Annotated in this window: 20 protein-coding genes and 1 riboswitch; of the genes, 2 read left to right on the top strand and 18 right to left on the bottom strand. The window is 71.2% G+C overall.

The window, feature by feature from the left end:
- Nucleotides 1-153: 153 nt before the first annotated feature.
- From putA to ALIDE2_RS15435, 6 genes are all read right to left on the bottom strand, one after another.
- Nucleotides 154-4,149, bottom strand: coding sequence for a trifunctional transcriptional regulator/proline dehydrogenase/L-glutamate gamma-semialdehyde dehydrogenase (gene putA / locus ALIDE2_RS15460; protein WP_013722538.1), 3,996 nt, complete (start codon nucleotides 4,147-4,149; stop codon nucleotides 154-156).
- 145 nt (nucleotides 4,150-4,294) lie between these two features.
- On the bottom strand, nucleotides 4,295-5,536 hold the full coding sequence (locus ALIDE2_RS15455) for an acyl-CoA dehydrogenase family protein (RefSeq protein ID WP_013722537.1): 1,242 nt from the start codon (nucleotides 5,534-5,536) through the stop codon (nucleotides 4,295-4,297).
- A 15-nt stretch (nucleotides 5,537-5,551) separates the two neighbouring features.
- Nucleotides 5,552-6,643, bottom strand: coding sequence for a phosphotransferase (locus ALIDE2_RS15450; protein WP_013518634.1), 1,092 nt, complete (start codon nucleotides 6,641-6,643; stop codon nucleotides 5,552-5,554).
- Nucleotides 6,644-6,698: 55 nt separating this feature from the next.
- Nucleotides 6,699-7,418, bottom strand: coding sequence for a Crp/Fnr family transcriptional regulator (locus tag ALIDE2_RS15445; protein WP_013722536.1), 720 nt, complete (start codon nucleotides 7,416-7,418; stop codon nucleotides 6,699-6,701).
- A 189-nt stretch (nucleotides 7,419-7,607) separates the two neighbouring features.
- Nucleotides 7,608-8,387, bottom strand: coding sequence for an oxepin-CoA hydrolase, alternative type (locus tag ALIDE2_RS15440; protein ID WP_013722535.1), 780 nt, complete (start codon nucleotides 8,385-8,387; stop codon nucleotides 7,608-7,610).
- A gap of 10 nt (nucleotides 8,388-8,397) precedes the next feature.
- A complete protein-coding gene (locus tag ALIDE2_RS15435; RefSeq protein ID WP_013518637.1) occupies nucleotides 8,398-9,918 on the bottom strand; it encodes a 3-hydroxyacyl-CoA dehydrogenase in 1,521 nt (506 codons plus the stop codon).
- A gap of 77 nt (nucleotides 9,919-9,995) precedes the next feature.
- Here ALIDE2_RS15435 and ALIDE2_RS15430 point away from each other — a divergent pair, with 77 nt between their 5' ends.
- Nucleotides 9,996-12,014, top strand: a complete 2,019-nt coding sequence (locus tag ALIDE2_RS15430; RefSeq protein WP_013722534.1) for a type IV pilus assembly protein FimV — start codon at nucleotides 9,996-9,998, stop codon at nucleotides 12,012-12,014.
- A gap of 10 nt (nucleotides 12,015-12,024) precedes the next feature.
- Here ALIDE2_RS15430 and ALIDE2_RS15425 read toward each other — a convergent pair whose 3' ends face one another.
- From ALIDE2_RS15425 to thiO, 4 genes are read right to left on the bottom strand one after another with little or no spacing between them, the layout of a single operon-like run.
- Complete coding sequence (locus ALIDE2_RS15425) at nucleotides 12,025-12,927, bottom strand: thiamine phosphate synthase (RefSeq protein WP_013518639.1); 903 nt, start codon at nucleotides 12,925-12,927, stop codon at nucleotides 12,025-12,027.
- A complete protein-coding gene (locus ALIDE2_RS15420; RefSeq protein ID WP_013722533.1) occupies nucleotides 12,928-13,731 on the bottom strand; it encodes a thiazole synthase in 804 nt (267 codons plus the stop codon).
- Nucleotides 13,732-13,746: 15 nt separating this feature from the next.
- The gene (gene thiS, locus ALIDE2_RS15415) at nucleotides 13,747-13,944 is read right to left on the bottom strand and encodes a sulfur carrier protein ThiS (protein ID WP_013518641.1); all 198 of its coding nucleotides are present in this window, start codon (nucleotides 13,942-13,944) and stop codon (nucleotides 13,747-13,749) included.
- Nucleotides 13,941-15,059 carry a glycine oxidase ThiO gene (thiO, locus tag ALIDE2_RS15410; RefSeq protein ID WP_013722532.1) on the bottom strand — a complete coding sequence of 373 codons (1,119 nt, stop codon included), beginning with the start codon at nucleotides 15,057-15,059 and terminating at the stop codon, nucleotides 13,941-13,943. The genes thiS and thiO overlap by 4 nt, the downstream gene beginning before the upstream one ends.
- Nucleotides 15,060-15,098: 39 nt before the next feature.
- Nucleotides 15,099-15,201: riboswitch (TPP riboswitch) on the bottom strand.
- A 52-nt stretch (nucleotides 15,202-15,253) separates the two neighbouring features.
- Here thiO and thiD point away from each other — a divergent pair.
- The gene (gene thiD / locus ALIDE2_RS15405; protein ID WP_013722531.1) at nucleotides 15,254-16,102 is read left to right on the top strand and encodes a bifunctional hydroxymethylpyrimidine kinase/phosphomethylpyrimidine kinase; all 849 of its coding nucleotides are present in this window, start codon (nucleotides 15,254-15,256) and stop codon (nucleotides 16,100-16,102) included.
- A 10-nt stretch (nucleotides 16,103-16,112) separates the two neighbouring features.
- Here thiD and ALIDE2_RS15400 read toward each other — a convergent pair whose 3' ends face one another.
- The 8 genes from ALIDE2_RS15400 to ALIDE2_RS15365 form a co-directional block, all read right to left on the bottom strand.
- Nucleotides 16,113-16,589, bottom strand: coding sequence for an SH3 domain-containing protein (locus tag ALIDE2_RS15400; RefSeq protein ID WP_013518644.1), 477 nt, complete (start codon nucleotides 16,587-16,589; stop codon nucleotides 16,113-16,115).
- A gap of 86 nt (nucleotides 16,590-16,675) precedes the next feature.
- Entirely contained in the window at nucleotides 16,676-17,947 is a 1,272-nt protein-coding gene (locus tag ALIDE2_RS15395; RefSeq protein ID WP_013722530.1) for a purine-cytosine permease family protein, read from the bottom strand.
- Nucleotides 17,944-18,990: an NAD(P)/FAD-dependent oxidoreductase gene (locus ALIDE2_RS15390; RefSeq protein ID WP_013518646.1), complete on the bottom strand. Its 1,047-nt coding sequence runs from the start codon at nucleotides 18,988-18,990 to the stop codon at nucleotides 17,944-17,946. Before ALIDE2_RS15390 ends, ALIDE2_RS15395 begins: the two co-directional genes overlap by 4 nt.
- A 14-nt stretch (nucleotides 18,991-19,004) precedes the next feature.
- Nucleotides 19,005-19,328 carry a ferredoxin FdxA gene (gene fdxA, locus ALIDE2_RS15385; RefSeq protein ID WP_013518647.1) on the bottom strand — a complete coding sequence of 108 codons (324 nt, stop codon included), beginning with the start codon at nucleotides 19,326-19,328 and terminating at the stop codon, nucleotides 19,005-19,007.
- Between the two features lie 127 nt (nucleotides 19,329-19,455).
- Entirely contained in the window at nucleotides 19,456-20,823 is a 1,368-nt protein-coding gene (locus ALIDE2_RS15380; protein ID WP_013518648.1) for a sulfate adenylyltransferase subunit 1, read from the bottom strand.
- Nucleotides 20,823-21,779 carry a sulfate adenylyltransferase subunit CysD gene (gene cysD / locus ALIDE2_RS15375; protein WP_013518649.1) on the bottom strand — a complete coding sequence of 319 codons (957 nt, stop codon included), beginning with the start codon at nucleotides 21,777-21,779 and terminating at the stop codon, nucleotides 20,823-20,825. The genes ALIDE2_RS15380 and cysD overlap by 1 nt, the downstream gene beginning before the upstream one ends.
- Before the next feature lie 65 nt (nucleotides 21,780-21,844).
- Complete coding sequence (locus ALIDE2_RS15370) at nucleotides 21,845-22,468, bottom strand: phosphoadenosine phosphosulfate reductase domain-containing protein (RefSeq protein ID WP_013722529.1); 624 nt, start codon at nucleotides 22,466-22,468, stop codon at nucleotides 21,845-21,847.
- Nucleotides 22,465-22,860 (bottom strand): DUF934 domain-containing protein, encoded by a 396-nt coding sequence (locus tag ALIDE2_RS15365; protein WP_013518651.1) that lies wholly within the window; start codon nucleotides 22,858-22,860, stop codon nucleotides 22,465-22,467. Before ALIDE2_RS15365 ends, ALIDE2_RS15370 begins: the two co-directional genes overlap by 4 nt.
- Nucleotides 22,861-22,865: the final 5 nt, after the last annotated feature.

Genomic DNA, 22,865 nt, shown 5'->3' with positions numbered 1-22,865 from the left:
GCGCTGGATGCTCTTTTTGTATGAAATCCTCCCGGTCGGGGAGGCGTGAAGGAGGGTGCCGGGGCGCAGCTCCGTCTCGTCGTTGGCCGGGGCCGTCCGCCCGCGCCGCGGCCTTCCTCCCGGTGGAGGGAAGCCGTGGCCGTCCGTCCAGGCTCAGGCCATGGTCATTAGCTGGGCATTGCCGCCGGCCGCCGCCGTGTTGGTGCTGATGGACTGCTCGTGGCACAGCGCGGCCAGGTCGTAGCCGCGGCCGGCCTGCAGCTCGTCGCTGCTGCGGCTTTCCACGCGCACGATGGCGCCTTCGCGCGCCGCCACCTGGGCGCCCACCTGCAGGAGCGCGTCGCCGTCGCCCTCGAACAGCAGGGCCGACATGGCGGCGGTGCCGTCGCCGAGGGCGGCGGCGTCGGCGCCGTGCAGCCAGGCCGCGCCGGTGTCGCCGGCCGCGGCGCGCAGCGCCTGCCACAGCGCCGCGCAGCCGTCGTCGTCCTGTGGCAGCACTACGTGGCAGGGGTTGCCGCTGGCAAGGCTGGCCGCCACCTGATGCACCAGGCCCAGCGGCGTGCGTGGCAGCGCCCACACTGGGCCGCGCGGCAGCAGGCGATAACGGTTGGATTCCCCCGTGGGGCCGGGCAGCAGCTGGCCCGCGCCCAGGCGCGAGGCGGCCAGCGCCGCATCGCAGGCCATGCGGGCCTGGTCCTGCCCGACGCCGGGCAGCACCGCCTGCTGCAGCCGGGCCAGCAGCTCCAGGGCTGGCTGGGGTTGCCCGGCATCGGCGCGCGGCAGGGCCTGCAGGGCCGCGTTGGGCTCGCCCTGCACCAGGCGGTGCAGGTACAGTGGGCCGCCGGCCTTGGGGCCGGTGCCCGACAGGTCCATGCCGCCGAAGGGCTGCACGCCCACCACCGCGCCGATGACGTTGCGGTTCACGTAGATGTTGCCGGCCGCGATGCGCCCGCTCAGGTGGGCGATGGTCTCGTCGATGCGGCTGTGCACGCCGAAGGTCAGGCCGTAGCCGGTGGCGTTGATGTCGTCCACCAGGGCGTCGAGCTGCTCCCTGGCGTAGCGGATTACATGCAGGACGGGGCCGAAAACCTCACGGGTCAAGCGCGACGTGCTATCGATTTCGATGATCGTGGGGGCGACGAAATGGCCGTTCAGGCTGCCGTCCCGGCGCTCCACGCGCGTGACCTTCTGGCCCGCGGCCTGCATGCGCTCGATGTGCGCCTCGATCTGCGCGCGCGCATCGGCGTCGATCACCGGGCCCACGTCGGTGCTCAGGCGGTCGGGATTGCCGAGCTGCCACTCCTGCAGCGCGTCGCGCAGCATGGTCAGGGTGCGGTCGGCCACCTCCTCCTGCAGGCACAGCAGGCGCAGCGCCGAGCAGCGCTGGCCGGCCGAGTCGAAGGCCGAGGCCAGCACGTCGGCCACCACCTGCTCGGCCAGGGCCGAGGAGTCCACGATCATTGCGTTCTGCCCGCCGGTCTCGGCGATCAGCGGGATGGGATGGCCGCTCGGCGACAGGCGCCGGGCCAGCTGGCGCGCGATGAGGCGCGCCACCTCGGTCGAGCCGGTGAACATCACGCCCGCCACCTGCGGGTGCGCCACCAGGGCCGCGCCCACGGTCTCGCCCCGGCCCGGCATGAGCTGCAGCGCGCCCTGCGGCACGCCCGCCTCGTGCAGGATGGCGACCATGGCGGCGGCGGTGAGCGGCGTCTGCTCGGCTGGCTTGGCCAGCACCGCGTTGCCCGCGGCCAGGGCCGCGGCCACCTGGCCGGTGAAGATGGCGAGCGGGAAATTCCACGGGCTGATGGCCAGGACCACGCCCAGCGGGCGCTCCCTGGCGTTGTCGAACTGCGCCGCCACCTGGGCGCCGTAGTAGCGCAGAAAGTCCACGGCCTCGCGGATCTCGGCGATGGCGTTGGGCAGGGTCTTGCCGGCCTCGCGCATGATCAGGCCCATGAGCGGCTGGCTGCGCTGCTCCAGCAGGTCGGCGGCGCGCGCTAGCACATCGGCGCGCGCGGCCGGGGGCGTGCCGGCCCAGATGGGCGCGGCCTGCGCGGCGCGCCCGGTCGCGGCCTGCACCTGGGCCTCGGTGGCCTCGTGCACCCAGCCCACGGTGTCGGCCAGCTCGGCCGGGTTGGGCAGGGCCTGCCAGCCGGGCGTGGCGGCCGGGTCGGCGGGCAGGGGAACGTCGGGCGGCGCGGCCAGCCAGGCCTGGCGCGTGCTGTGCAGCAGCGCCGCAGCCAGCGAGGCCAGCTGCTGCTCGTGCGCCAGGTTCAGGCCGCGCGAATTGGCGCGGGCCTGCCCGCCCGGGCCGCCGAACAGCTCGGCCGGCAGCGGGATGCGCGGGTGCGGCGCGCCCAGGCGGCCTTCGGTGCGCGCGATCTCCAGCACTTCCCCGACCGGGTCGGCCACCAGATCGGCCACGGGCACGCCGGCATCGCCGATGCGGTTCACGAACGAGGTGTTGGCGCCGTTCTCCAGCAGGCGGCGCACCAGGTAGGCGAGCAGCGTCTCGTGGCTGCCCACCGGGGCGTAGATGCGGCAGGGGCGCGCCAGCTTGCCCTCGGCGGCGGGGCCGGTGACCTGCGCGTACAGCGGCTCGCCCATGCCGTGCAGGCACTGGAACTCGTACTGCCCGCTGTAGTAGCTGCCGCCCACGCTCTGCGCGAGCTGGTAGATGCTGGCCAGCGTCTGCGCGTTGTGCGTGGCGAACTGGGGGTAGACGGCGTCGGGCGCTTCCAGCAGCTTCCTGGCGCAGGCCAGGTAGCTCACGTCGGTGTAGACCTTGCGCGTGTAGACGGGGTAGCCCGCCAGGCCGTCGATCTGGGCGCGCTTGATCTCGCTGTCCCAGTAAGCACCCTTGACCAGGCGCACCATCAGGCGGCGGCGGCTGCGCCGCGCCAGGTCGATCAGGTATTCGATGACATAGGGGCAGCGCTTCTGGTAGGCCTGCACCACGAAGCCGATGCCGCTCCAGCCCTTCAGGCTGGGCGCGGCGCACAGGGCCTCCATCAGGTCCAGCGACAGCTCCAGGCGGTCGGCCTCCTCGGCGTCGATGTTCATGCCGATGTCGTACTGCTTGGCCAGCTCCGCCAGGTGCAGCACGCGCGGCAGCAGCTCCTGCATCACGCGCTCGTACTGCGCGCGCGAATAGCGCGGGTGCAGGGCCGAGAGCTTGATGGAGATGCCCGGGCCCTCGAAGATGCCGCGCCCGGCGGACGCCGCGCCGATCGCGTGGATGGCCTGCTCGTAGTCGCGCAGGTAGCGCTGCGCGTCGGCGTCCGTCGCGGCGGCCTCGCCCAGCATGTCGTAGCTGTAGCGAAAGCCCTGCTTCTCATAGGCGCGGCTGTTGGCCAGCGCCTCGGCGATGTGCTGGCCGGTGACGAACTGCTCGCCCATGAGCTTCATCGCGCGGTGCACGCCTTGGCGGATCAGCGGCTCGCCGCCCTTGCCGATCACGCGGGTCAGGGCGGCCGACAGGCTCTTTTCGCTGCTGGTGGAGGTCAGCTTGCCCGTGAGCACCAGGCCCCAGGCCGCCGCGTTGACGAACAGGGACGGCGAGCGGCCCACGTGGGCGCGCCAGTCGCCCTTGCTGATCTTGTCGCGGATGAGCGCGTCGCGCGTGGCCTTGTCGGGTATGCGCAGGAGCGCCTCGGCCAGGCACATCAGCGCCACGCCTTCCTGGCTGGAGAGCGAGAACTCCTGCACCAGGGCGGCCACGCCGCTGGTCACGGGCGCATCGCGCAGGCCCTGCACCAGGCGGGTGGCGAGTTCGCGCACCTTGGCCGCCTGTTCCTCGTCCTGCGTGCGCGCCAGCGGCAGCAGGGCCGGCAGGCATTCGGTCTCGGGCCGGTGCCAGGCGGCGGTGATGGCGGCGCGCAACTCGGTCTGGGGCAGGATGGACTGGGCGAAGGCGAGGAAGGGTTGCACCTCCTGGGCGGCGGGTTGTACCATTTCCGCGCCATCCTCCGGTACACCCTCGTCGGCGCCGAAGAGGCGGATGGTGGTGGCGCCGCGCTCCAGCGCGTCCAAGTATTGCACCACGGCCTGCTTGATCAGCCAGTGGGGGGTGCGGTTCATGCGTTGGGCGGCGCCGCGGATGCGCTCGCGCAGAAGGTCATCGACCTTGATGCCGATCGTGGTGGTCATGGGTGGGGTGGGTAAAGAAGGGTGCAACCTATGAGGCCTGCGAATATCGCAAAGGTTGCACCTTCTTTGTTATGGGGTAAACCCTATATTTCCAGCCCCATGCCCTGGAGGTCGCGAAGCGTGGCCCCGGATCGTGGACGGGCCCTCAGGGCCGGGTGGCGTGCTTGCCCAGCTCCCACTTGGCGATGGCGCTGCGGTGCACCTCGTCGGGGCCGTCGGCAAAGCGCAGCGTGCGCGCGTTGGCGTAGGCGTAGGCGAGCGGGAAGTCGTCGCTCACGCCGCCGCCGCCATGCGCCTGCATGGCCCAGTCGATCACCTGGCAGGCCATGCCGGGGGCAACGACCTTGATCATGGCGATCTCGGTCTTGGCGACCTTGTTGCCCGCGGTGTCCATCATCCAGGCGGCCTTCAGCGTGAGCAGGCGCGCCATGTCGATCCTGCAGCGCGCCTCGGCGATGCGCTCCTGCGTCACGCCCTGCTGCGCGATGGTCTTGCCGAAGGCGGTGCGCGAGAGCGTGCGCTGGCACATGAGCTCCAGCGCGCGCTCGGCCTGGCCGATCAGGCGCATGCAGTGGTGGATGCGCCCGGGGCCCAGGCGGCCCTGGGCGATCTCGAAGCCGCGGCCCTCGCCCAGGAGGATGTTGTCCACGGGAACCTTGACGTCGTCGAAGACGACCTCGGCGTGGCCGTGGGGCGCATCGTCGTAGCCGAACACGTTCAGCGGCCGCACGATGGTGATGCCGGGCGTGTCCGCGGGCACGACGATCATGCTCTGCTGCGAGTGCCTGGGCGCATCGGGGTCGGTCTTGCCCATGGTGATGAAGACCTTGCAGCGCGGATCGTTGGCACCGCTGGTCCACCACTTGCGGCCGTTGATGACGTAGTGGCGGCCCTGGCGCTCGATGCGCGTGCAGATGTTGGTGGCGTCGCTGGAGGCGACATCCGGCTCGGTCATGGCGAAGGCCGAGCGGATGCGACCTTCGAGCAGGGGCGTGAGCCACTCGGCTTTGATGGCCTCGCTGCCGTAGCGCGCGATGGTCTCCATGTTGCCGGTGTCGGGCGCGGAGCAGTTGAACACCTCGCTGGCCCAGAGCACGCGGCCCATGATCTCGGCCAGCGGCGCGTACTCGGCATTGGTGAGGCCCGCGCCGTGGTAGCCCGAAGCTTCGGCCGTGTCCACGGGCAGGAACAGGTTCCACAGCCCCGCGGCCCGGGCCTTGGGCTTGAGGTTCTCGATGGTTTGCAGCGGCTGCCAGCGGTTGCCGGCGGCGGTGTGGGCTGCGAGCTCCTCGGCGCAGGCTTTCTCGGCCGGGTGGATGTGGTCGTCCATGAACTGGCGCAGGCGCGCCTGCAGTTCCTTGGTCTTGGGCGAGTAGTCGAAGTCCATGCCGTTGCCTCGTTGTCAGGAATGGGAGCGCTGCGCGAACGACCAGGCCAGCTGCGCCATGGGCCGCGCCGTGGCGCCTGCGGCCTTGGCCTGGGCGCTGGCGGCGGTGCCGGCCTCCACGCGCTTGGCGATGCCCTGCAGGATGGCGGCGATGCGGAACATGTTGTAGGCCAGGTAGAAGTTCCAGTCGGCGCGCAGTGCATCGACGTCGGCGATGCCGGTGCGCTCGCAGTAGCGGCGGATGTAGTCGGACTCGGCCGGGATGCCCAGCGCGGCCAAGTCCAGTCCGCCGATGCCGCGGCTGAGCGAGGCGGGGATGTGCCAGCTCATGCAGTGGTAGGCGAAGTCGGCCAGCGGGTGGCCGAGCGTGGACAGCTCCCAGTCGAGCACGGCGATCACGCGTGGCTCGGTGGGGTGGAACATGAGGTTGTCGAGCCGGTAGTCGCCGTGCACGATGGACACGCGGCTGTCGTCGCGCGCGCTGGCGGGCATGTGGGCCGGCAGCCACTCCATGAGCCGGTCCATCTCGGGGATTGGCTGGGTGACGGAGGCCAGGTACTGCTTGCTCCAGCGGCCGATCTGGCGCTCGAAGTAGTTGCCCGGCTTGCCGTAGCCGGCCAGGCCCCGCGCGGCGAAGTCGACGGTGTGCAGCGCGGCGATCACGCGGTTCATCTCGTCGTAGATGGCGGCGCGCTCGGCCGGCTGCAGGCCGGGCAGGGACTGGTCCCACAGTACGCGGCCCTGCATGAACTCCATGACGTAGAAGGCGCGGCCGATGACCGATTCGTCCTCGCACAGCGCGAACATGCGCGGCACGGGCACGCCGGTGCCGGCCAGGCCGCTCATCACGGCGTACTCGCGCTCGATGGCGTGGGCGGAGGGCAGCAGCTTGGCCACCGGCCCCGGCTTGGCGCGCATCACGTAGCTGAGCGCGGGCGTGATGAGCTTGTAGGTGGGGTTGGACTGGCCGCCCTTGAACATCTCCACGGTGAGCGGCCCGGCGAAGTCCTCCAGGTGCCGTGACAGCCAGGCGCCGAGCGCGCCGGTGTCGAACGCGTGCTGCCCGGAGACGGGGCGGGTGCCGATGAAGTGGTCGAAGTTGCTCATGGGGGGAAGATGTCCTGCGGGAGGGAAGAGGTCTGGAAGGCGGCCGTTCAGCGTGTCAGGGGCTGGCCTCGGCAATGCGCATGAGCGCCTCGCGGTCGCGCACCACGAGCCCGCCGGGCTCGATGCGGATAGTGTCCTCGCGCTCCATGGCCTTGAGTTCCTGGTTCACGCGCTGGCGCGATGCGCCCAGCAGCTGCGCCAGCTCCTCCTGCGCCAGCTGTAGGCCGATGCGGATCTCGCTGCCGTCGGACAGGCTGGGCACGCCGTAGCTGCGCACCAGGTGCAGCAGCTGCTTGGCCAGGCGCGAGCGCAGCGGCAGCGTGTTGAGGTCCTCCACCAGCCCGAAGAGCTGGCGGATGCGCCGCGCATGCAGGCGCAGCATGGCCTCGTAGAGCTCGGTGTGCTGCGCGAGGATCTTGCGGAAGTCGGTCCGCGTCACGCACAGGATGGTGGTGTCCCCGTGCGCGTAGGCGTCGTGCGTGCGCTGGTCGCCGTCGAAGATCGCCACGTCGCCGAACCAGATGCCTGGCTCCACGTAGGTCAGCGTGATCTGCTTGCCCGAGAGGCTGGTGGAGCTCACGCGCACGGCGCCGCGCGCACAGGCGATCCAGTCTTCGGGAGGGTCGCCGCGCGCGGCGATGAGCGTGCCGTCCTTGTAGCGTTTGACGTAGGAGCATCGCAGTATGTCGTGGCGCAAAGAAGGGGAGAGGGAGGAAAACCAGCGACCGGAGTTGATCGCCTCGCGTTCTTCGATGGTAAGAATCGGTTCGTCCATGGTCTGTCGTTTGCGTGACTGGGGAGCGGACCATTGTCGCGCGCGCGGATGGCGCGGCAGGGCCGGGCTGTCATGTATGCGTCGCCACGGCGGGCGGCGCGGCAACGGGCATGCGGCGCTGCCGGCGCGCCGCATGGTTTTGGGCGTTTTAGGGCCGCAGTGCTTGTGGGTAGGGCGCTTGCAGCTACGTTATTTGTAGTTTGGGGTGCGCTTTTCGAGCGCCGCGGCAATGCCTTCCCCGGCATTCGCGTGCTGCAGGCTGCGCACCAAGTGGTCGCGCTCGTGCGCCAGCTGCTCGGTGAAGCTGCGCTGCGGCGCGTCGCCTACCAGTTCCTTGATGCTGGCCAGCGCGTTGGGCGCGCGCGCGTTCAGGCGCTGGGCCAGGGCCAGCGCCTCGTGCAGCGCGCGGCCGGGCTCGGCCAGGTGGTTGACCAGGCCGAGGGCGTGCAGACGCGGCGCCGCGATGTGCTCGCCGCACAGCAGGATCTCGCTGGCCATCTGGTGCGGAAGGCTCCGCGGCAGGTTCCAGCTCGCGCCGCCGGCGGGGGACAGGCCCAGCCGGGCGCCGCCCATGGCGAACGCCGCGTTGCGTGCCGCCACGACAAGGTCGCAGGCCAGCGCCAGCGAGAAGCCGGCTCCCTCGGCCATGCCCTCCACGGCGGCGATCACAGGCTTGGGATGGGTGCGCACGGCCTCCACCCAGTGGTGCAGCAGCTCCACGCCCTGGGCCTGCGCCTGGGCCGGCTGCTGGCGCCTGGCCTGCAGGCGCTCCAGGCTGGTCTCGGCGCTGAAGACGCCGTCCGCGCCGGTGATGACCACGCAGCGCACCTCTTCGCTGCGCTCGGCCACGCTCAGGGCCTCGATGCCGGCGGCGCAGATGGCGCCGTCCAGCGCATTGCGGGCCTGGGGCGCGCGCAGGGTCAGGACCAAGGTCTGGCCGTGGCTGGTGCTTTGCAGTTCTGCGGTCATGGCGGTCGGGTCAGGGTTCTTCGTGCGTCAGGCTCAGGCCTATGGCGCCGCGGCGGCGCAGCCAGGGGCTGGGGCGGTAGCGCGCGTCGCCATAGACGGTCTGCATGTTGAACAGCACTTCGAGGATGTTGGTCGGCCCCCAGCGGTCGCCCATGGCCAGCGGGCCCAGCGGGTAGCCCAGGCCCAGGGTCACGGCGGTCTCCAGGTCCTGCGGGCTGCAGATGCGCTGCTGGCAGATGTCGGCCGCGATGTTGACGATGGTGGCCACCACGCGCTGCGTGACGAAGCCGCCGCTGTCGCGGATCACGCTCACGGCCTTGCCGTCGCTCGCGAACAGCGCGTGCGCCGCATCGCGCATGTCCTCGCGCGTGGCGGGGTTGGTGGCCAGCACGCGGCGGCGCGTGGCCGCGTCGTCGATCAGCATGTCGATGCCGACAGTGCGCGTGGGGTCCAGGCGTTCGACCACGGCCACCGTGGTCACGTCGAAGCCCAGCGGCGCCACCAGGATCAGCGCACCCGCCGAGGGCGTGGCGCCAGTCTCTATGGTGGCGCCCAGGCTCTTGAGCAGCTGGTACAGCTCGGCGCGCCGCGCCGCGCGCGGGGACACCCAGACCGGCGGAAGGCTTGCCGGCCGGGGCGCGGGCGGCTCGGCCGGCACCTGGGCCGCGCCGTCCACGTAGCGGTAGAAGCCTTCGCCCGTCTTGCGGCCCAGCAGGCCCGCGGCCAGACGCTGCGCAGTGATCGGGCTGGGGCGAAAGCGCGGCTCTTCGTAATACTGGTGGTAGATGGACTCCATCGCCGGGTGCGTCACGTCCAGGGCGGTCAGGTCCATGAGCTCGAACGGCCCGAGCTTGAAGCCCGCCTGGTCGCGCAGGATGCGGTCCACCGTGGCGAAGTCGGCCACGCCCTCGCTCACGATGCGCAGGGCCTCCGTGCCGAAACCCCGGCCCGCGTGGTTCACGATGAAGCCCGGCGTGTCCTGCGCCATCACGGGCGTATGGCCCATGGCGCGGGCGTACTGCGCCAGGCGCGCGCAGACCACGGCCTCGGTGCGCAGCCCGGCCACCACTTCCACCACCTTCATGAGCGGCACGGGGTTGAAGAAGTGAAAGCCCGCCACGCGCTGCGGGTGCGTGAGCGGCGCCGCCAGCGCCGTGATCGACAGCGACGAGGTGTTGCTGGCCAGCACTGCCCCGGGCGCGACGATGTATTCGAGTTCGAGCAGCAACTCCCGCTTGGCGTCCAGGCGCTCGGCGATGGCCTCCACCACCAGTTCGCAGGCCGCCAGGTCGTGCAGCGAGGCGGCGCGCACGAGCCGCTCCAGCAAGACGGGCACCTGGGTCGCATCGATGCGCCCCTTGTCCGCCAGGCGCTGCCACTGCCCATGGAGATGCGTCCGCGCCGCATCGACCGCGCCGGGTTTTGTGTCAAAAAGATACACCGTGCTGCCGGCCTGGGCCGCTATCTGCGCGATACCGCGGCCCATTGCGCCCGTGCCGACGATGCCTATCGAAGTGAATGCCGCATTCATGATCAAATTATCAGACGGCAATGAGGTAGCACGAGGCTTGTGTCAAAATTGTTAAACATCTTGAAACGATTGTGATTATGCGCAATGTACTCGTGGGCGCCTGCCTGTGCGTCGCGGCCTCTGGCGTGGCGGCGCTTTCGCTGGGGGCGAGCCGCGGCGCAGTGGTGCTCGGGTCGGCGATCGACCTCGGGTTCGAGGTGCGGCCCGATCCGGGCAAGGATCTGGCGTCCTCGTGCATCTCGGCGCACCTGGTTTCAGGCACGACAAGCATTGCGGACTCACGCGTCCGCGTCACGCCTGTCGAGGGCGGGGTCATCCCTATGGTGCGCGTGCAGGCCACCATGGTGGCCGACGAGCCCGTGCTCACCGTCACCATCGCGGCAGGGTGCGAAGGCCGCGTGACGCGCACCTACACCTTCCTGGCCGACCTGCCGGCCGCTGGCGCCGCGAACACGCAGGGCCCCCTGGACATCGGTCGGCTGGGCACGGCCGACCCGGGCACCTTCGCCGCGCGCCCTGCAAATGCGGTTGCGGCTGCGGCGGGCCCGCGTACACCGGCCGCCGCGGGCGCTGCCGCCGTGCAATCCCTCGTCCGCCGCGAGAAGCCCCAGGCTGGTGCGTCCGCGGGCCAGGCGGCCGACAAGCCGGCGCGGCCGCGCGCGCGGGCCACGGTGCCGGCGCCTGTGCCGACCGCGGCCGCGCGCCTCATCGTGGAGCCGCTGGACCTGTGGCTCGACGCCCCCCTGGAGCTGCGCCTGTCGCGCGAGGAACCGCTCTTGCTCTCCACCCCCGACGAGGCCCGGCGCGCAGAATTCGCGGCGCTGTGGAAGGTGCTCAACAGCTCCCCCGCCGACCTGCGGCAGTCCATGGAGCGCCTGGGCAGGCTGGAGGCCGATGCGGCGGCGCACCGCAGGCAGGCGGACGCCGGGCGCGCGGAGGCGAGCGGGCTGCGCCAGCAGCTCGAACAGTTGCAGTCACAGAGCTTTTCGGCCGGCGTGGTCTACGCGCTGGGGGGCGCGCTGGTGCTGGCCCTGGCCGCGATCGCCTGGCTGCTGCGGCGCACGCGGCGCGAGGCGCTCCAGGCATGGCACAACTCCGTGGCGCTGAGCGAGGGGCTCAAGGACGGCGCCGTGGTCTCCGAAGGGCCCGATGGCAAGGTCCGCTGGCAGGTCGAGCCCGAGGCGGCTGACACCTGGCATCCCAGCTCGGTGCCACCTGAGGAACTGCAAGAGGCCGGCCCGGGCCCGTCCGATGCGCCCGACACCATTCCCCCGGCCCCGGCGCAAACGGCCGCGCCGGAGCCTGCCGCCCGGCTGGCTGCGCCGCGGCAGCAGGCCATCCAGCCCGAGGGGCTGTTCGACATCCAGCAGCAGGCGGAGTTCTTCATTTCCATCGGCGAGCACGAGCAGGCGATACAGGTGCTGCGCAGCCACATCGCCGAGCAGGGTGACGCGATGCCGGCCGTGTACCTCGAACTGCTGCGCCTTTTCCAGATGCTGGGGCGCACGGACAGCTTCGAGCAACTGCGCAGGCAGTTCCAGGAACGCTTCAACGTGCAGGTCCCGCGGTACACGCAATGGCATGAAAGCGGGCATGCGCTGGAGGACTACCCGGAGGCGCTGGCGCAGATCGAGGCGCTGTGGTCTTCGCCCGAGGTGCTGGGGGTGCTTGACGGATTCCTGTTCCGCCGCGGCGATGGGCGGGACGCGCAGCGGTTCGATCTGGCCGCCTTCGACGATCTGCTGCTGTTGCTGGCCATCGCCCAGACCACGCCCGCGCACCTGCGCGGCGCGCCGCCGCCGCGCGCGCGCACGACGCCCCTGGGCCCTGCGGCCGCGGTCCCGCGCTCGCTCGACTCCATCGTGGGCGACTTGTCGCTGATGCCGTCGGGCTACGACGTGCTGGCAAAGCAGCCGTCCGTGGAGGACATGCTCGACGTCGACCTGTCGGAGCCCGCGCAATTCACGCTGCGCGACCACCAGCCGGAGGCCGGCGCCGCTGCGCCGGCGCACGGCCAGTCCGTGGGGTTCGCCATGGACGACGACAAGCTGGAACTGCGCTTCGAACTGGAGCGCATGGAAAACCGCCGGTACTGAGCAGCAGCGGCTATGCCTGCATCGCGCGCATCAGCCGTGCGGCAGAGGCTTCCGGCTCGTCGGCATTGACCAGGGCGCGCACCACGGCGATCGAGCCCACGCCGGTGGCGAGCACCTGGGGGAACTGTTCCAGGCCAATGCCGCCTATGGCCACCTGCGGGTAGCCGCGCATCAGCCGCGCATAGGCCACCAGCCGCGCCACGCCCTGGGGCACGGTGGCCATTTTCTTGAGCGTGGTCGGGAAGACCGCGCCCATGGCGATGTAGCTGGGGCTGGCGGCATCGGCGCGCACCATCTCGGCGTAGCCATGGGTGCTCACGCCCAGGCGCAGCCCGGCCTCGCGGATGGCGCGCAGGTCGTCGGGGCCCAGCGCGTCCAGGTCTTCCTGCCCCAGGTGCACGCCGTAGGCGCCGGCGTCGATGGCCGCGCGCCAATGGTCGTTGATGAACAGCAGTGCCGGCGTGCCCCGCACGGCCTGCACGGCGGCCTGCACCTCGCGCGCGATGGCGGCGCCGTCCTGCGACTTGTAGCGCAGCTGCACCGTGGGCACGCCGGCGCGCGCCATGCGGCCGACCCAGGCGGCATCGGGCAGCACGGCGTACAGGCCTAGCTGCTGCGGGCAGGGCGCGAAGGGCCGGGCATGGGGGCGCGGCTGCAAGCCGAAGTCCGCGGGGTCGTCAGGCCAGCGGGCGGCGTCGAAGGATCCCAGGCGCCGCGTCTGCGCGGCCCAGGCGCGGGCCAGGCAGCCGGCGTCGTGGGCGATGAAGCCCAGCGCGCTGCAGGCGGCCAGGGCCGCGCGGTATACGGGCTCGTCCGTTGCGGTGGCGGGCACGGGCTGCGCCGGGAAGTCCGCGTAGGCGGCGCCGTGGTGGTGCACGATGGCCTGCACCATGGCCTCATGGCTTTCGTGCATTCAGGCTTCCTGCGCGTGGTGCCAGAACGGCGTGCCCAGCACGGGGGTGCTGGGCTGGGCCGATTCCCGCGGCTGCATGGCGCCGGCCAGGTGGGCGGCGCGGCCCGCGGCCACGGCGTCGGCAAAGGCGCCGGCCATGCGCACGGGGTCGGCGGCCTGGGCCACGGCGGTGTTCAGCAGCACGCCGTCGAAGCCCCACTCCATGACCTGGCAGGCGTGCGAGGGCAGGCCCAGGCCCGCGTCCACCAGCATGGGCACGTCCAGACGCTGGCGCAGCGTCTGCATGGCGTAGGGATTGACGGGGCCGCGCCCCGTGCCTATGGGCGCGGCCCAGGGCATGATGGCCTGGCAGCCCACGTCCACCAGGCGCTGGCACAGCACCAGGTCCTCGGTGCAGTAGGGCAGCACGTAGAAGCCGTCGCGCACGAGCTGCTCGGCTGCCTGCACCAGGTTCAGCGTGTCGGGCTGCAGCGTGTAGTCGTCGCCGATCACCTCCAGCTTGATCCAGGGGGTGTCGAACACCTCGCGCGCCATGTGGGAGGTGGTGATGGCCTCCTGCACGCTGTGGCAGCCGGCGGTGTTGGGCAGCACCGGCACCTGCAGTTCCTTGAGCATGGCCCAGAAGCTCTTGCCCTGCTCGATGCTGCCCTGGCGGCGCAGCGCCGCCGTGAGCATGGCCGGGCGCGCGCGCTGCACGGCGGCCTGCAGCGCGGCGGGCGAGGGGTAGCGGGCCGTGCCCAGCAGCAGCCGGCTTTCGAAGCGCTGGCCGTACAGCACCAGGGCGTCGTCGTTGGGAGTGTTCATGGTGTCTGGTCGCTTTCAGCCGCCGGTGACCGGGGCAATGATTTCCACGCTGTCGCCGGCCTGCAGCAGGTGCGTGGCGTAGGCCGCGCGCGGCACGAACTGCAGGTTGACGGCTACGGCGAACGGGGGCGTGGGGTCGAGGCTGGCCACGGCGTCGGCCACGCTGGCGCCGTCGGGCAGCTCCACGGGGTTCTGGTTGATGAGGATGTTCATGCAGCGGTTGCGGCGCCGCCTTGCAGCGCGAGTTCGAAATCGGGGGCCAGCGCCGATTGTCCCTCGCCCAGCAGCTGCATGACCACGTCCAGCATGGCCGGGGCGATCATGAAGCCGTGGCGGTACAGGCCGTTGACCTGCAGCACGCGCTCGCGCGGCATGCGGATGGCGGGCAGGTTGTCGGGCAGGGTGGGGCGGCACTGGGTGGTCAGCTCGGTGATGCGCGCCTCGGCGAAGCCCGGGTGCACGGCGTAGGCGGCGCTGAGCAGCTCCAGCGTGGAGCGCACGCTGGCGGGCGAGAGGTCCTCGGACTCGATCTCGGTCGCGCCGATGACGAAGCGGTGGTCCTCCTTGGGCGCCAGGTAGATGGAGTAGCGCGGATGCACTAGGCGCGTGGGGCGCTGCAGCGTGACGTCCGGCGCGTGCAGGCGGACCACCTCGCCGCGCACGCCGCGCAGGTCCTGCCACTGTTCGCGCGCGCCCAGGCCGCGGCAGTCCAGCAGCCAGTCGGGCTGGCCGGCGGCGCCGGGGGCGAAGTCCTGCGGCGCGCGCGCGCTGTGCCAGTGCGTCGCGACGCCCAGCGCGTCCATGGTGGCGGCCAGGGCGTCCAGGAGCTGGCGGTTGTCCAGCTGGCCCTCGCCGGGCAGGTACAGGCCCTGGCTGAAGCGCCCGGCCAGGGCCGGCTCGCGCTCGGCCAGCGCGGCGGCGTCCAGCGGCTGCATGTGCGGAAGCTGGGGAACGGCGCCCTGGGTCTGCTCGAACTTCTGGCGCAGGCGCGCGGCCTCGGGCGCGTCCTGGCGGTGCCAGACGATCAGCGTGCCGTTGTGCTGGAAGTACACGGGCTGCACCAGCTGGGCCAGCAGCCCGGGCCAGCGCGCCAGGGAATGCTGGCCCATGCGCACCACGCCCGGCTCGGCCACGATGGACTCGGCCAGCGGCGCCACCATGGCGGCGGCCACGTGGGCGGCGCTGGTGGCGCCGTCGCGGCTACCGGCCTCGTGTACCTCGACCTTGTGGCCCTGGCGCGCGAGCGCCACGGCCAGCAGCCGGCCCATCAGGCCGGCGCCGAGGATGGTGATGAAGGAGGGGGATCGGAGGGATGGGTGCGCAAGCATCGTCGTTCAAGTCCTGTATGGAGGACAAAACGGGGCTGGGCACCGGTGCTGGAAACTCCCCACGCCAGCATGACCTGGATCGGGTGTGAAGGGTATTTCTCAGTCGCCCGCCGACATGGCGGGGACACCCCTGTTTCGTCCGTGGCGGCAATTACAGCACAGCGGTAGTGTCCTTACGGTCGATAATTTTTGTCATGACGCAAGAAACACCTACTTCCACCCGGCGCTATGCGCGCGTGCTGTCCATCGCGGGCTCCGACAGCGGCGGGGGCGCGGGCATACAGGCCGATCTCAAGACCTTCTGCGCGCTGGGCTGCTATGGCATGACGGCGATCACCGCCATCACGGCGCAGAACACCCAGGGCGTGCGCGCCATCCACGGTGTGCCCACCGACATCCTGCGCGCGCAGATCGACGCGGTGGTCGAGGACATAGGCGTCGATGCCGTGAAGATCGGCATGCTGCACGCGCCCGAGGTGGTGCAGGTGGTGGCCGAGGCCATCCGCCGCCACCGCCTGCCCAGCGTGGTGCTGGACCCGGTGATGGTGGCCACCAGCGGCGACAGGCTCATTGCCGAGGAAACCGTGGGCACGCTGGTGCGCGAGCTGTTCCCGCTGGCCGCGGTGGTCACGCCCAACCTGGACGAGGCCGGCTGGCTGCTGGGCCGCCCGATCACGGGTGAGGACGAGCTGGGTGCGGCCGCCGGCGACCTGCTGGCCCTGGGCGCGCGCGCCGCGCTGCTCAAGGGCGGGCACCTGCCGGGCGAGCGCGTGGTGGACCTGCTGGCGCTGCCCGGGGGCGAGCGCCACCGCCTGGCCTCTGCGCGCATCGCCACGCACAACGGCCATGGCACGGGTTGCACGCTGTCGTCCGCCATCGCTGCGCACCTGGCGCTGGGCCTGCCCCTGGTGCGGGCTGTGGAGGAGGCGCGCGCCTACATCCTGGGCGCGATCGCCGCGGGTGCCGACGTGCGCACGGGCCACGGCCACGGGCCGCTGAACCACGGCTACGCGCCGCAGCCCCAGCGCATCCTGGAGGGCTGAGCCGCAGGCTCTACCAGCCCCAGGTGAGGCGCTTGGCCACCCAGCCCTTCTGGCCGCCGTCGCGCTGCACCTTTGCCCAGGCGCCGGATTGGCCCAGGCTGCGCACCACTTCGTGCTGCTGCAGCGTGCCCACGATCTTGTGCTGCGTGCCCGGGCCGGCGCGCAGGCGGGCGCTGGGCGCGGTCACCACGCGGTGCGGCGTCTTGCTGGTGAGCGGGGCGAACACCCAGCCGAGCGATTCCTCGAAGTCGCGCACCTTGAGCCACTGGCCCCGGCGCTGCTCGACCTGCAGGGGGTAGCCCCGGCCCAGCTCCCAGCGCGTGTCCGAGCGCGTGGTGGGCTGCGCCCGCACGTTGACTGCGTTGCTCTTGATGCTGACGAATTCGCGCGCCCCGGCCGTGGCCGGGGCCAGCAGCGGCGCGGCCAGCGCGAGGGCGGCCGTGGCGGTGGAGAGGGTGCGGGCGAGGCGGGACGGTGCGAAGGACACGGGCGGCGGCTCCTTGATGGGTGAACGGGGGAATGCCTTGGGAGAGCCCTCCGCGCGCCCGAAGTTCCGCCTGCGTGGCGACGAGCTCAGCCGCGCGGGCGCGTGAGGTAGGCCAGCGCGAAGCACAGCGCCAGCGTGGGCAGCGCCGCGCCCAGGGCCGGCAGCGCGCGCGGCAGCAGGTGGTAGCAGGCGATGCCAGCCAGCCACAGCGCCACGGGCAGCCCGTGCACGCCGGCGGCGCGCTGCAGCGCCGCGTGCGCCGGAACGCCGAAGGCCAGGCGCCCCAGGATCACGCCGAACAGCGGCACGAAGACCGAGCTGAGCAGCAGCAGGAACGGCTCCAGGCTGTGCATGGGCAGCACCAGGGCCAGCGCGGTGCACAGCGCGGCCAGGCCCAGGCCCCAGCGGCGCACGCTCCAGCGCGGGCGCAGGCTGTGCGCCGAGACGGCACCGGAGTACATGTCGCCGTAGGCGTTGTCCACCTCGTCGATGAGGATCAGCGACAGCGCCAGCAGCCCGCCCTGGGCCAGCAGCAGGGCGGTCACCAGGTCCTGGCTGGGCAGCACCAGCGCCACCAGCACGCCCAGGCAATAGCACCAGATGTTGGCCAGCGCGTAGCCGATCCAGCTGCCGCGCAGGGCGTCCGCGCCGCTCACGCCGTGGCGTGCGTAGTCAGCCACGAGCGGCAGCCACGAGATGGGCATGGCGATCACGAGGTCGAGCGCCGGCATCACGCCCATGCCGCCGTTGCCGCGGCGCTGCCAGATCTGGGCCAGGCCCTGGGCCTGCGCCATGGCGATGAACTGCCAGGACAGCCACAGCAGCGACAGCACGACGAGCGGCAGCGCCACGCGCGCGATGACGCGGCGCACCAGCTGCACCATGGAGCCGCTGATGAGCAGCAGCACCACGCCGCCCCACAGCAGCGTGGCGGCCACGGGCCATGCGCCGGCGGCGAGCATGCCGGACTGCCGGCCTATGGCCACGGTGGCGTCGCGCATCACCACGAGCTCGAACGTGCCCCAGCCCACGAGCTGCACGATGTTGAGCACGATGGGCAGACCCGCGAAGCGCCGACCGTAGACGGCGTGCATCAGCCCCGCGCTGGCCAAGCCGCTGTCGCAGCCTATTTTTGCCACCCAGCCCAGCAGCCCCGCGCCGATGACGGAGCCGACCACGACGGCCAGGAGCGCCTGCTGCGTACCCAGGGCAGGCATCAGGTAGGCGCCCACCTGCATGACCAGCAGCCCCACGCCCAGGCTGAACCAGAGCGATGCATGGTCGTGCCAGCGGAACACGCGCTGCCCGGCCGGCAGCGGGGCCAGGGCTTCGTTGCGGGAGGTGGCGAGGGTGTTCATGCGCCCACGCCCAGGCGCGCGTGCAGCCGCTCGCTGCTGGTCGTGTACTCCAGCGGCAGCCTGTGGCCTGCCTGCCGCTCCGCCTCGGCGAAGGCGGCCAGCGTGGCCTCGTGGAAGCCGCACAGGATGAGCTTGCGTTTGCCGGGGTAGCCGTTGACGTCGCCCACGGCGTAGATGCCGGGCACGCTGGTGGCGAACGTGGCCGTGTCCACGGCAATCTGCTTGCGCTCCATGGCCAAGCCCCAGCCGGCGACCGGCCCCAGGCGCGGGGAGATGCCCAGGTAGGCCAGCAGCAGGTCGAGCGGCAGGTGTTGCTGCGAGCCGTCGGGCAGTTGCAGCACGAGGGCCTGCAGGCGGCCGTCCGGCGCGGCCTGCACGCCCGTGATCTGGCCTATGGCGACGCGGATGCGCCCGCCCTCGCGCAGCGTCTGCAGCTCGGCCAGCAGTGCGGGCTCGGCCTGGAAGACGTCGCGGCGATGCAGCAGCGTGACGCTGGCGGCCAGCGGCGCGCAGGCGATGGCAGCCTGCACGGCGGCCTCGTCGCCGCCATGCACGACCACGTGGCGGGCGTTGGCGACGCCGGTATCCGTGGGGTGGTAGAGCACCTGGCCGCCCGCCAGAGCGGCGATGCCGTCCACCTTGATGGTGCGCGGCACGAAGGCGCCCACGCCGGCGGCGATGAAGACGCTCTTCGCCAGCAGCCGGGTGCCGGCGGTGGTCTGCAGCAGGAATCGGCCATCGTCCTGCGCGGCCAGCGTCTCGACCTGCTGGCCCAGGTGGCATGCGGGCGCGAACGGCGCCATCTGCCGCTGCAGCAGCGCAACCAGTTCGCGGCCCGAGCACACGGGAACGCCGGGGATGTCGTAGATGGGCTTGTCGGGATAGAGCTCGGCGCACTGGCCGCCCACGTGGGGCAGGGCGTCGACGAGGTGCGCTGCGATGCCCTGCAGCCCGAGCTGGAACACCTGGAACAGGCCCACCGGGCCCGCGCCGATCACCACGGCATCGGCCTGCGCCGGTGCGGGGGCCGAGGGCGCTTGCATGGCCGGGGGCAGGATCAGCGCTCCAGGTCCTTCAGCTTGCCGGGCGTGCCGTTCCACTCGTCGGCGTCGGGCAGGGCGGCCTTGCGCTTGGTGATGCTCTTGAACTTGGGCGTCAGCTCGGCGTTGATCTTGATGAAGGCGAGCTGGTCGCTGGGCAGGTCTTCTTCGGCAAAGATGGCGTTGGCCGGGCATTCGGGCACGCAAACGGCGCAGTCGATGCACTCGTCGGGGTCGATGACGAGCATGTTCGGGCCTTCGCGGAAGCAGTCCACGGGGCATACATCCACGCAATCGGTGTATTTGCACTTGATGCAGTTTTCGACAACAACGTGGGTCATGGGATTTCTGTGGTATCGGTATTGGGTGTAACCCGTAATTCTAGGGCCATGGCCGTCCCGGACGGCGGGGCGACCATGGCTGTGGCGCGGAAACCTTGATGTTGCTCAATGCGGAACGGGCGGCGCCCTAGGTCCGCACCAGCACGGCGCCGGCCGTCTTGTGGCTTGCGGTGTCGACCAGGATCATGGAGCCGAGCACGCGCGCTTTCTCGAACGGCGCAGCGGGCACGCTCTCCTGCAGCAGCAGTTCCACGTGGCCGATGGCGTTGGGTTCGAGCTGCGTGGCGTCCTGCTCGGCCAGGGTGTGGATGTCCAGGCGGTGCACCACGCGGCGCAGCTTGGCCTTGACCCAGCGGTGGCCGTGCAGCGCCCAGTACACGCGGCCGGCGACCAGGGGTTCGTCGTCCATCCAGGCGACGGTGGCGCCGAGCTCGCGCCGGCCGGGCCAGCTGGGCTGCTCCGCCGGGGTGTCGAAATCGTCTTCCGCGGCCTGGGCGGCGGGCGTGGGCGCGGCGACGATCCAGTCGCCGCGCGAGACGTCCACCTCGCGGTCCAGCACGATGCCGGCGCTGCCGCCCGCCTGGATGCCGCCGGGGCGGCGCGCGTGGTCCAGCACCTGAGCGATGGCGGCGCGCTGGCCGCTGGGGAAGACCTGTACCTGCGCGCCCACCCGGGCGCCGCCCGCGGCCACGCGGCCCCAGAACACGCGCCGGCCCTGGCGCGTGTCGGAGGACGAGGAGAACTTCTCCACCCACTGCACCGGGAAGGCCAGCGGCAGGTGCGCGTCGGCCGGGGTATGGGGCAGCAGCTCCAGGATCTGCAGCAGGCTGCTGCCCTCGTAGCCGCACCAGCCCGGCCGGGCGTCGACCACGTTCCAGCCCTTGAGGGCCGAGACGGGCACGGTGGCGGCCACGGTGATGCCCGCATCCTGCGCGAATTGCTGCAGCGCGGCGCGGATGTGCGCGAACGCCAGGGCCGGGTCGGCCACGGCGTCGAGCTTGTTCACGGCGAACACCAGCGAATGCACGCGCAGCAGGTGCACGAGCAGGCTGTGGCGGCGCGTCTGCGGCAGCAGCGCGAGCCGGGGGTTCTGCCAGTCGAGCTTGGTCGCGTCCACCAGCACCACGGCGGCGTCGGCCTGCGAGGCGGCGGTGACCATGTTGCGCGTGTACTGCTCGTGGCCGGGCGCGTCGCCGATGATGAACTTGCGCGCCTCGGTGGCGAAGTAGCGGTAGGCCACGTCGATGGTGATGCCTTGCTCGCGCTCGGCCGAGAGGCCGTCGGTGAGCAGCGCCAGGTCCACCTCGCCGCCGCGCTGCACGCCCGCCAAGTGGTCCTGCAGCACGGCGCGGCTGTCCACGAGCAGGCGGCCGATCAGCGTGCTCTTGCCGTCGTCCACGCTGCCGCAAGTGATGAACTTCAGCGCGGAAACATGGTCGTTCCTGGCTGCGGCGCCCGCCGCTGTTGCGGTATCAGCTATTAAATTGGTAGTCATCAGAAGTACCCGTCTTTCTTACGCTTTTCCATCGAGGCGTCGGAGGTCTTGTCGTCCATGCGCGTGGCGCCGCGTTCGCTGACCTCGGCGGCCAGGGTCTCGATCACGATCTCGGCGGCGCTGGCGGCGGGGCTTTCCACCGGGCAGGTGCAGGTGATGTCGCCCACGGTGCGAAAGCGCACGGTGCGGGTCTCGACCCGCTCGCCGTCCTTGGGCGGGGTGAGCGGCGTGACGGGCACCAGCAGGCCCCGGCGCTCTACCACCTGGCGCTGGTGCGCGTAGTAGAGGCTGGGCAGGGCGATCGCCTCGCGGTCGATGTACTGCCACACGTCCAGCTCGGTCCAGTTGCTGATCGGGAACACGCGGAAGTGCTCGCCCGGGGCGATGCGGGTGTTGAACAGCGTCCAGAGCTCGGGCCGCTGGGCCTTGGGTTGCCATTGGCCGAAGCCGTCGCGGTGGGAGAAGATGCGCTCCTTGGCCCGGGCCTTTTCCTCGTCGCGGCGCGCGCCGCCGATCAGCGCGTCGAAGCGGAATTCCTCGATGGCTTCGAGCAGCGTGACCGACTGGTGCACGTTGCGGCTCTCGCCCGGGTGCGCCAGGCGCACCGTGCCGCGCGCCATGGAGTCTTCGACGCTGCGCACGATGAGCTCGGCGCCGAGCTCCCTGGCGCGCTGGTCGCGGAAGTCGGTCACCTCGGGGAAGTTGTGGCCGGTGTCGATCATCAAGAGCGGGTAGGGGATGCGGCCCCGGCTGCCGGAGGGGCCTTTCGAATCCATGAAGGCCTTTTCGGCGCACCGGAGCATGACCAGCGAGTCCTTGCCGCCGGAGAACAGCAGCGCGGGGCGCTCGAAGGCGGCGGCCACTTCGCGCAGGATGAAGATGGTTTCTTCCTCCAGCGCGTCCAGGTGCTGGTTGCTCAGGTGCGTGAGCACGGAGGTGTCAACTCGGGCGTTCATTTGTCTTTCCAATCAAATCGGGCTGAAGCGTTCGTGGGGCCTGCGCTGGCAGCTATCGTTTTTCTTCAGTGGGCCAGGTGCAGGCCGCATTCGCGCTGTTCCTCGCCCTTGGTCGGGTCCACGTAGTCGAAGTTGTTGGGCAGGCCGTGGGCCTCGCAGTACTGGTGCAGGTCCCTGGACGTCCAGTGCAGCAGCGGCGCGACCTTGATGAGGCCGTCGGGGTTGATGCTCACCGGGTCCATCTGCGCGCGCACGGCGCTGTCGGTGGCGCGCAGCGCGGTGAACCAGACCTTGGGTGCGGTCTCACGCAGCGCGCGGGCGAAGGGTTCGAGCTTCACCTCCTCGGTGAAGGCGGCGTGGCGCGGCTCATGAAGCGCGGGCACAGGACCATCCACCGCCTCGCGGTGCGCGCGCGAGCGCAGCGGCAGGTAGATGCGCAGGTTGAGCCCGAGCAGCCGGGTCACCTCGTCGGCGTAGCGGTAGGTGGCCTCGGTGTTGTAGCCGTTGTCCATCCAGATGACCGGGACGTCGGGCTGTACCCGCGTGACCAGGTGCAGGATCACCGCCTCGAACGGGCGGAAGTTGGTGGTGACTATGGGCGCCTGGTTCAGGCCCAGGGCCCATTTCACGAGGCCGGGCGCGTCGCGGCCCAGTTCGGCGTTGATGCGTGCGAGGTCCAGGGTGCTCATGCGGCCTCCCGTGCGAACAGGGGGCGGGGCTCCAGCACGTCGCCCTGGTAGAAGGCGCTGTAGCGGTCGAACTGGCGCTGCGCGGCATCGGCATTGACGCCCGGGGCCAGCACGGCGCTGGTGAAGCCGCTGCGGTGCATGTGCACGAGCTGGTCGATCAGCACGTCGCCCGTGGCGCGGATGTCGCCCGCAAACCTGTAGCGCCGGCGCAGCAGCAGCGCCTGGCTGTAGGCGCGGCCGTCGGTGAACTTGGGGAACTGCAGCTCCACGCGCTGCACGCCCTCCAGCGCGCCGCTGGCGACCAGCTCGGCCAGCTCGGCATCGTTGGGGATCTGCAGGGTTTTTTCGGCTCCAGCGCTTTCTGGTACTGCGTCGGCAGCAATGATTTTCATAGCAT

The organism is Alicycliphilus denitrificans K601, from assembly GCF_000204645.1.
Lineage (GTDB): Bacteria > Pseudomonadota > Gammaproteobacteria > Burkholderiales > Burkholderiaceae_C > Alicycliphilus > Alicycliphilus denitrificans.
This window is presented reverse-complemented; position numbering and strand designations above follow the sequence as displayed.

Excerpts from the sequence above, each read along its gene's own strand:
- cysD (WP_013518649.1), bottom strand. The coding sequence starts at position 21,779 with ATGAACGCCCGAGTTGACACCTCCGTGCTCACGCACCTGAGCAACCAG.
- fdxA (WP_013518647.1), bottom strand. The coding sequence starts at position 19,328 with ATGACCCACGTTGTTGTCGAAAACTGCATCAAGTGCAAATACACCGAT.
- ALIDE2_RS15445 (WP_013722536.1), bottom strand. The coding sequence starts at position 7,418 with ATGGACGAACCGATTCTTACCATCGAAGAACGCGAGGCGATCAACTCC.
- ALIDE2_RS15370 (WP_013722529.1), bottom strand. The coding sequence starts at position 22,468 with ATGAGCACCCTGGACCTCGCACGCATCAACGCCGAACTGGGCCGCGAC.
- ALIDE2_RS15395 (WP_013722530.1), bottom strand. The coding sequence starts at position 17,947 with ATGAACACCCTCGCCACCTCCCGCAACGAAGCCCTGGCCCCGCTGCCG.
- ALIDE2_RS15390 (WP_013518646.1), bottom strand. The coding sequence starts at position 18,990 with ATGCAAGCGCCCTCGGCCCCCGCACCGGCGCAGGCCGATGCCGTGGTG.
- putA (WP_013722538.1), bottom strand. The coding sequence starts at position 4,149 with ATGACCACCACGATCGGCATCAAGGTCGATGACCTTCTGCGCGAGCGC.
- ALIDE2_RS15420 (WP_013722533.1), bottom strand. The coding sequence starts at position 13,731 with ATGAACACTCCCAACGACGACGCCCTGGTGCTGTACGGCCAGCGCTTC.
- thiS (WP_013518641.1), bottom strand. The coding sequence starts at position 13,944 with ATGAACATCCTCATCAACCAGAACCCCGTGGAGCTGCCCGACGGCGCC.
- thiD (WP_013722531.1), top strand. The coding sequence starts at position 15,254 with ATGACGCAAGAAACACCTACTTCCACCCGGCGCTATGCGCGCGTGCTG.
- ALIDE2_RS15450 (WP_013518634.1), bottom strand. The coding sequence starts at position 6,643 with ATGAGCAACTTCGACCACTTCATCGGCACCCGCCCCGTCTCCGGGCAG.
- ALIDE2_RS15365 (WP_013518651.1), bottom strand. The coding sequence starts at position 22,860 with ATGAAAATCATTGCTGCCGACGCAGTACCAGAAAGCGCTGGAGCCGAA.
- ALIDE2_RS15425 (WP_013518639.1), bottom strand. The coding sequence starts at position 12,927 with ATGCACGAAAGCCATGAGGCCATGGTGCAGGCCATCGTGCACCACCAC.
- ALIDE2_RS15380 (WP_013518648.1), bottom strand. The coding sequence starts at position 20,823 with ATGACTACCAATTTAATAGCTGATACCGCAACAGCGGCGGGCGCCGCA.
- thiO (WP_013722532.1), bottom strand. The coding sequence starts at position 15,059 with ATGCTTGCGCACCCATCCCTCCGATCCCCCTCCTTCATCACCATCCTC.
- ALIDE2_RS15430 (WP_013722534.1), top strand. The coding sequence starts at position 9,996 with ATGCGCAATGTACTCGTGGGCGCCTGCCTGTGCGTCGCGGCCTCTGGC.
- ALIDE2_RS15435 (WP_013518637.1), bottom strand. The coding sequence starts at position 9,918 with ATGAATGCGGCATTCACTTCGATAGGCATCGTCGGCACGGGCGCAATG.
- ALIDE2_RS15440 (WP_013722535.1), bottom strand. The coding sequence starts at position 8,387 with ATGACCGCAGAACTGCAAAGCACCAGCCACGGCCAGACCTTGGTCCTG.
- ALIDE2_RS15455 (WP_013722537.1), bottom strand. The coding sequence starts at position 5,536 with ATGGACTTCGACTACTCGCCCAAGACCAAGGAACTGCAGGCGCGCCTG.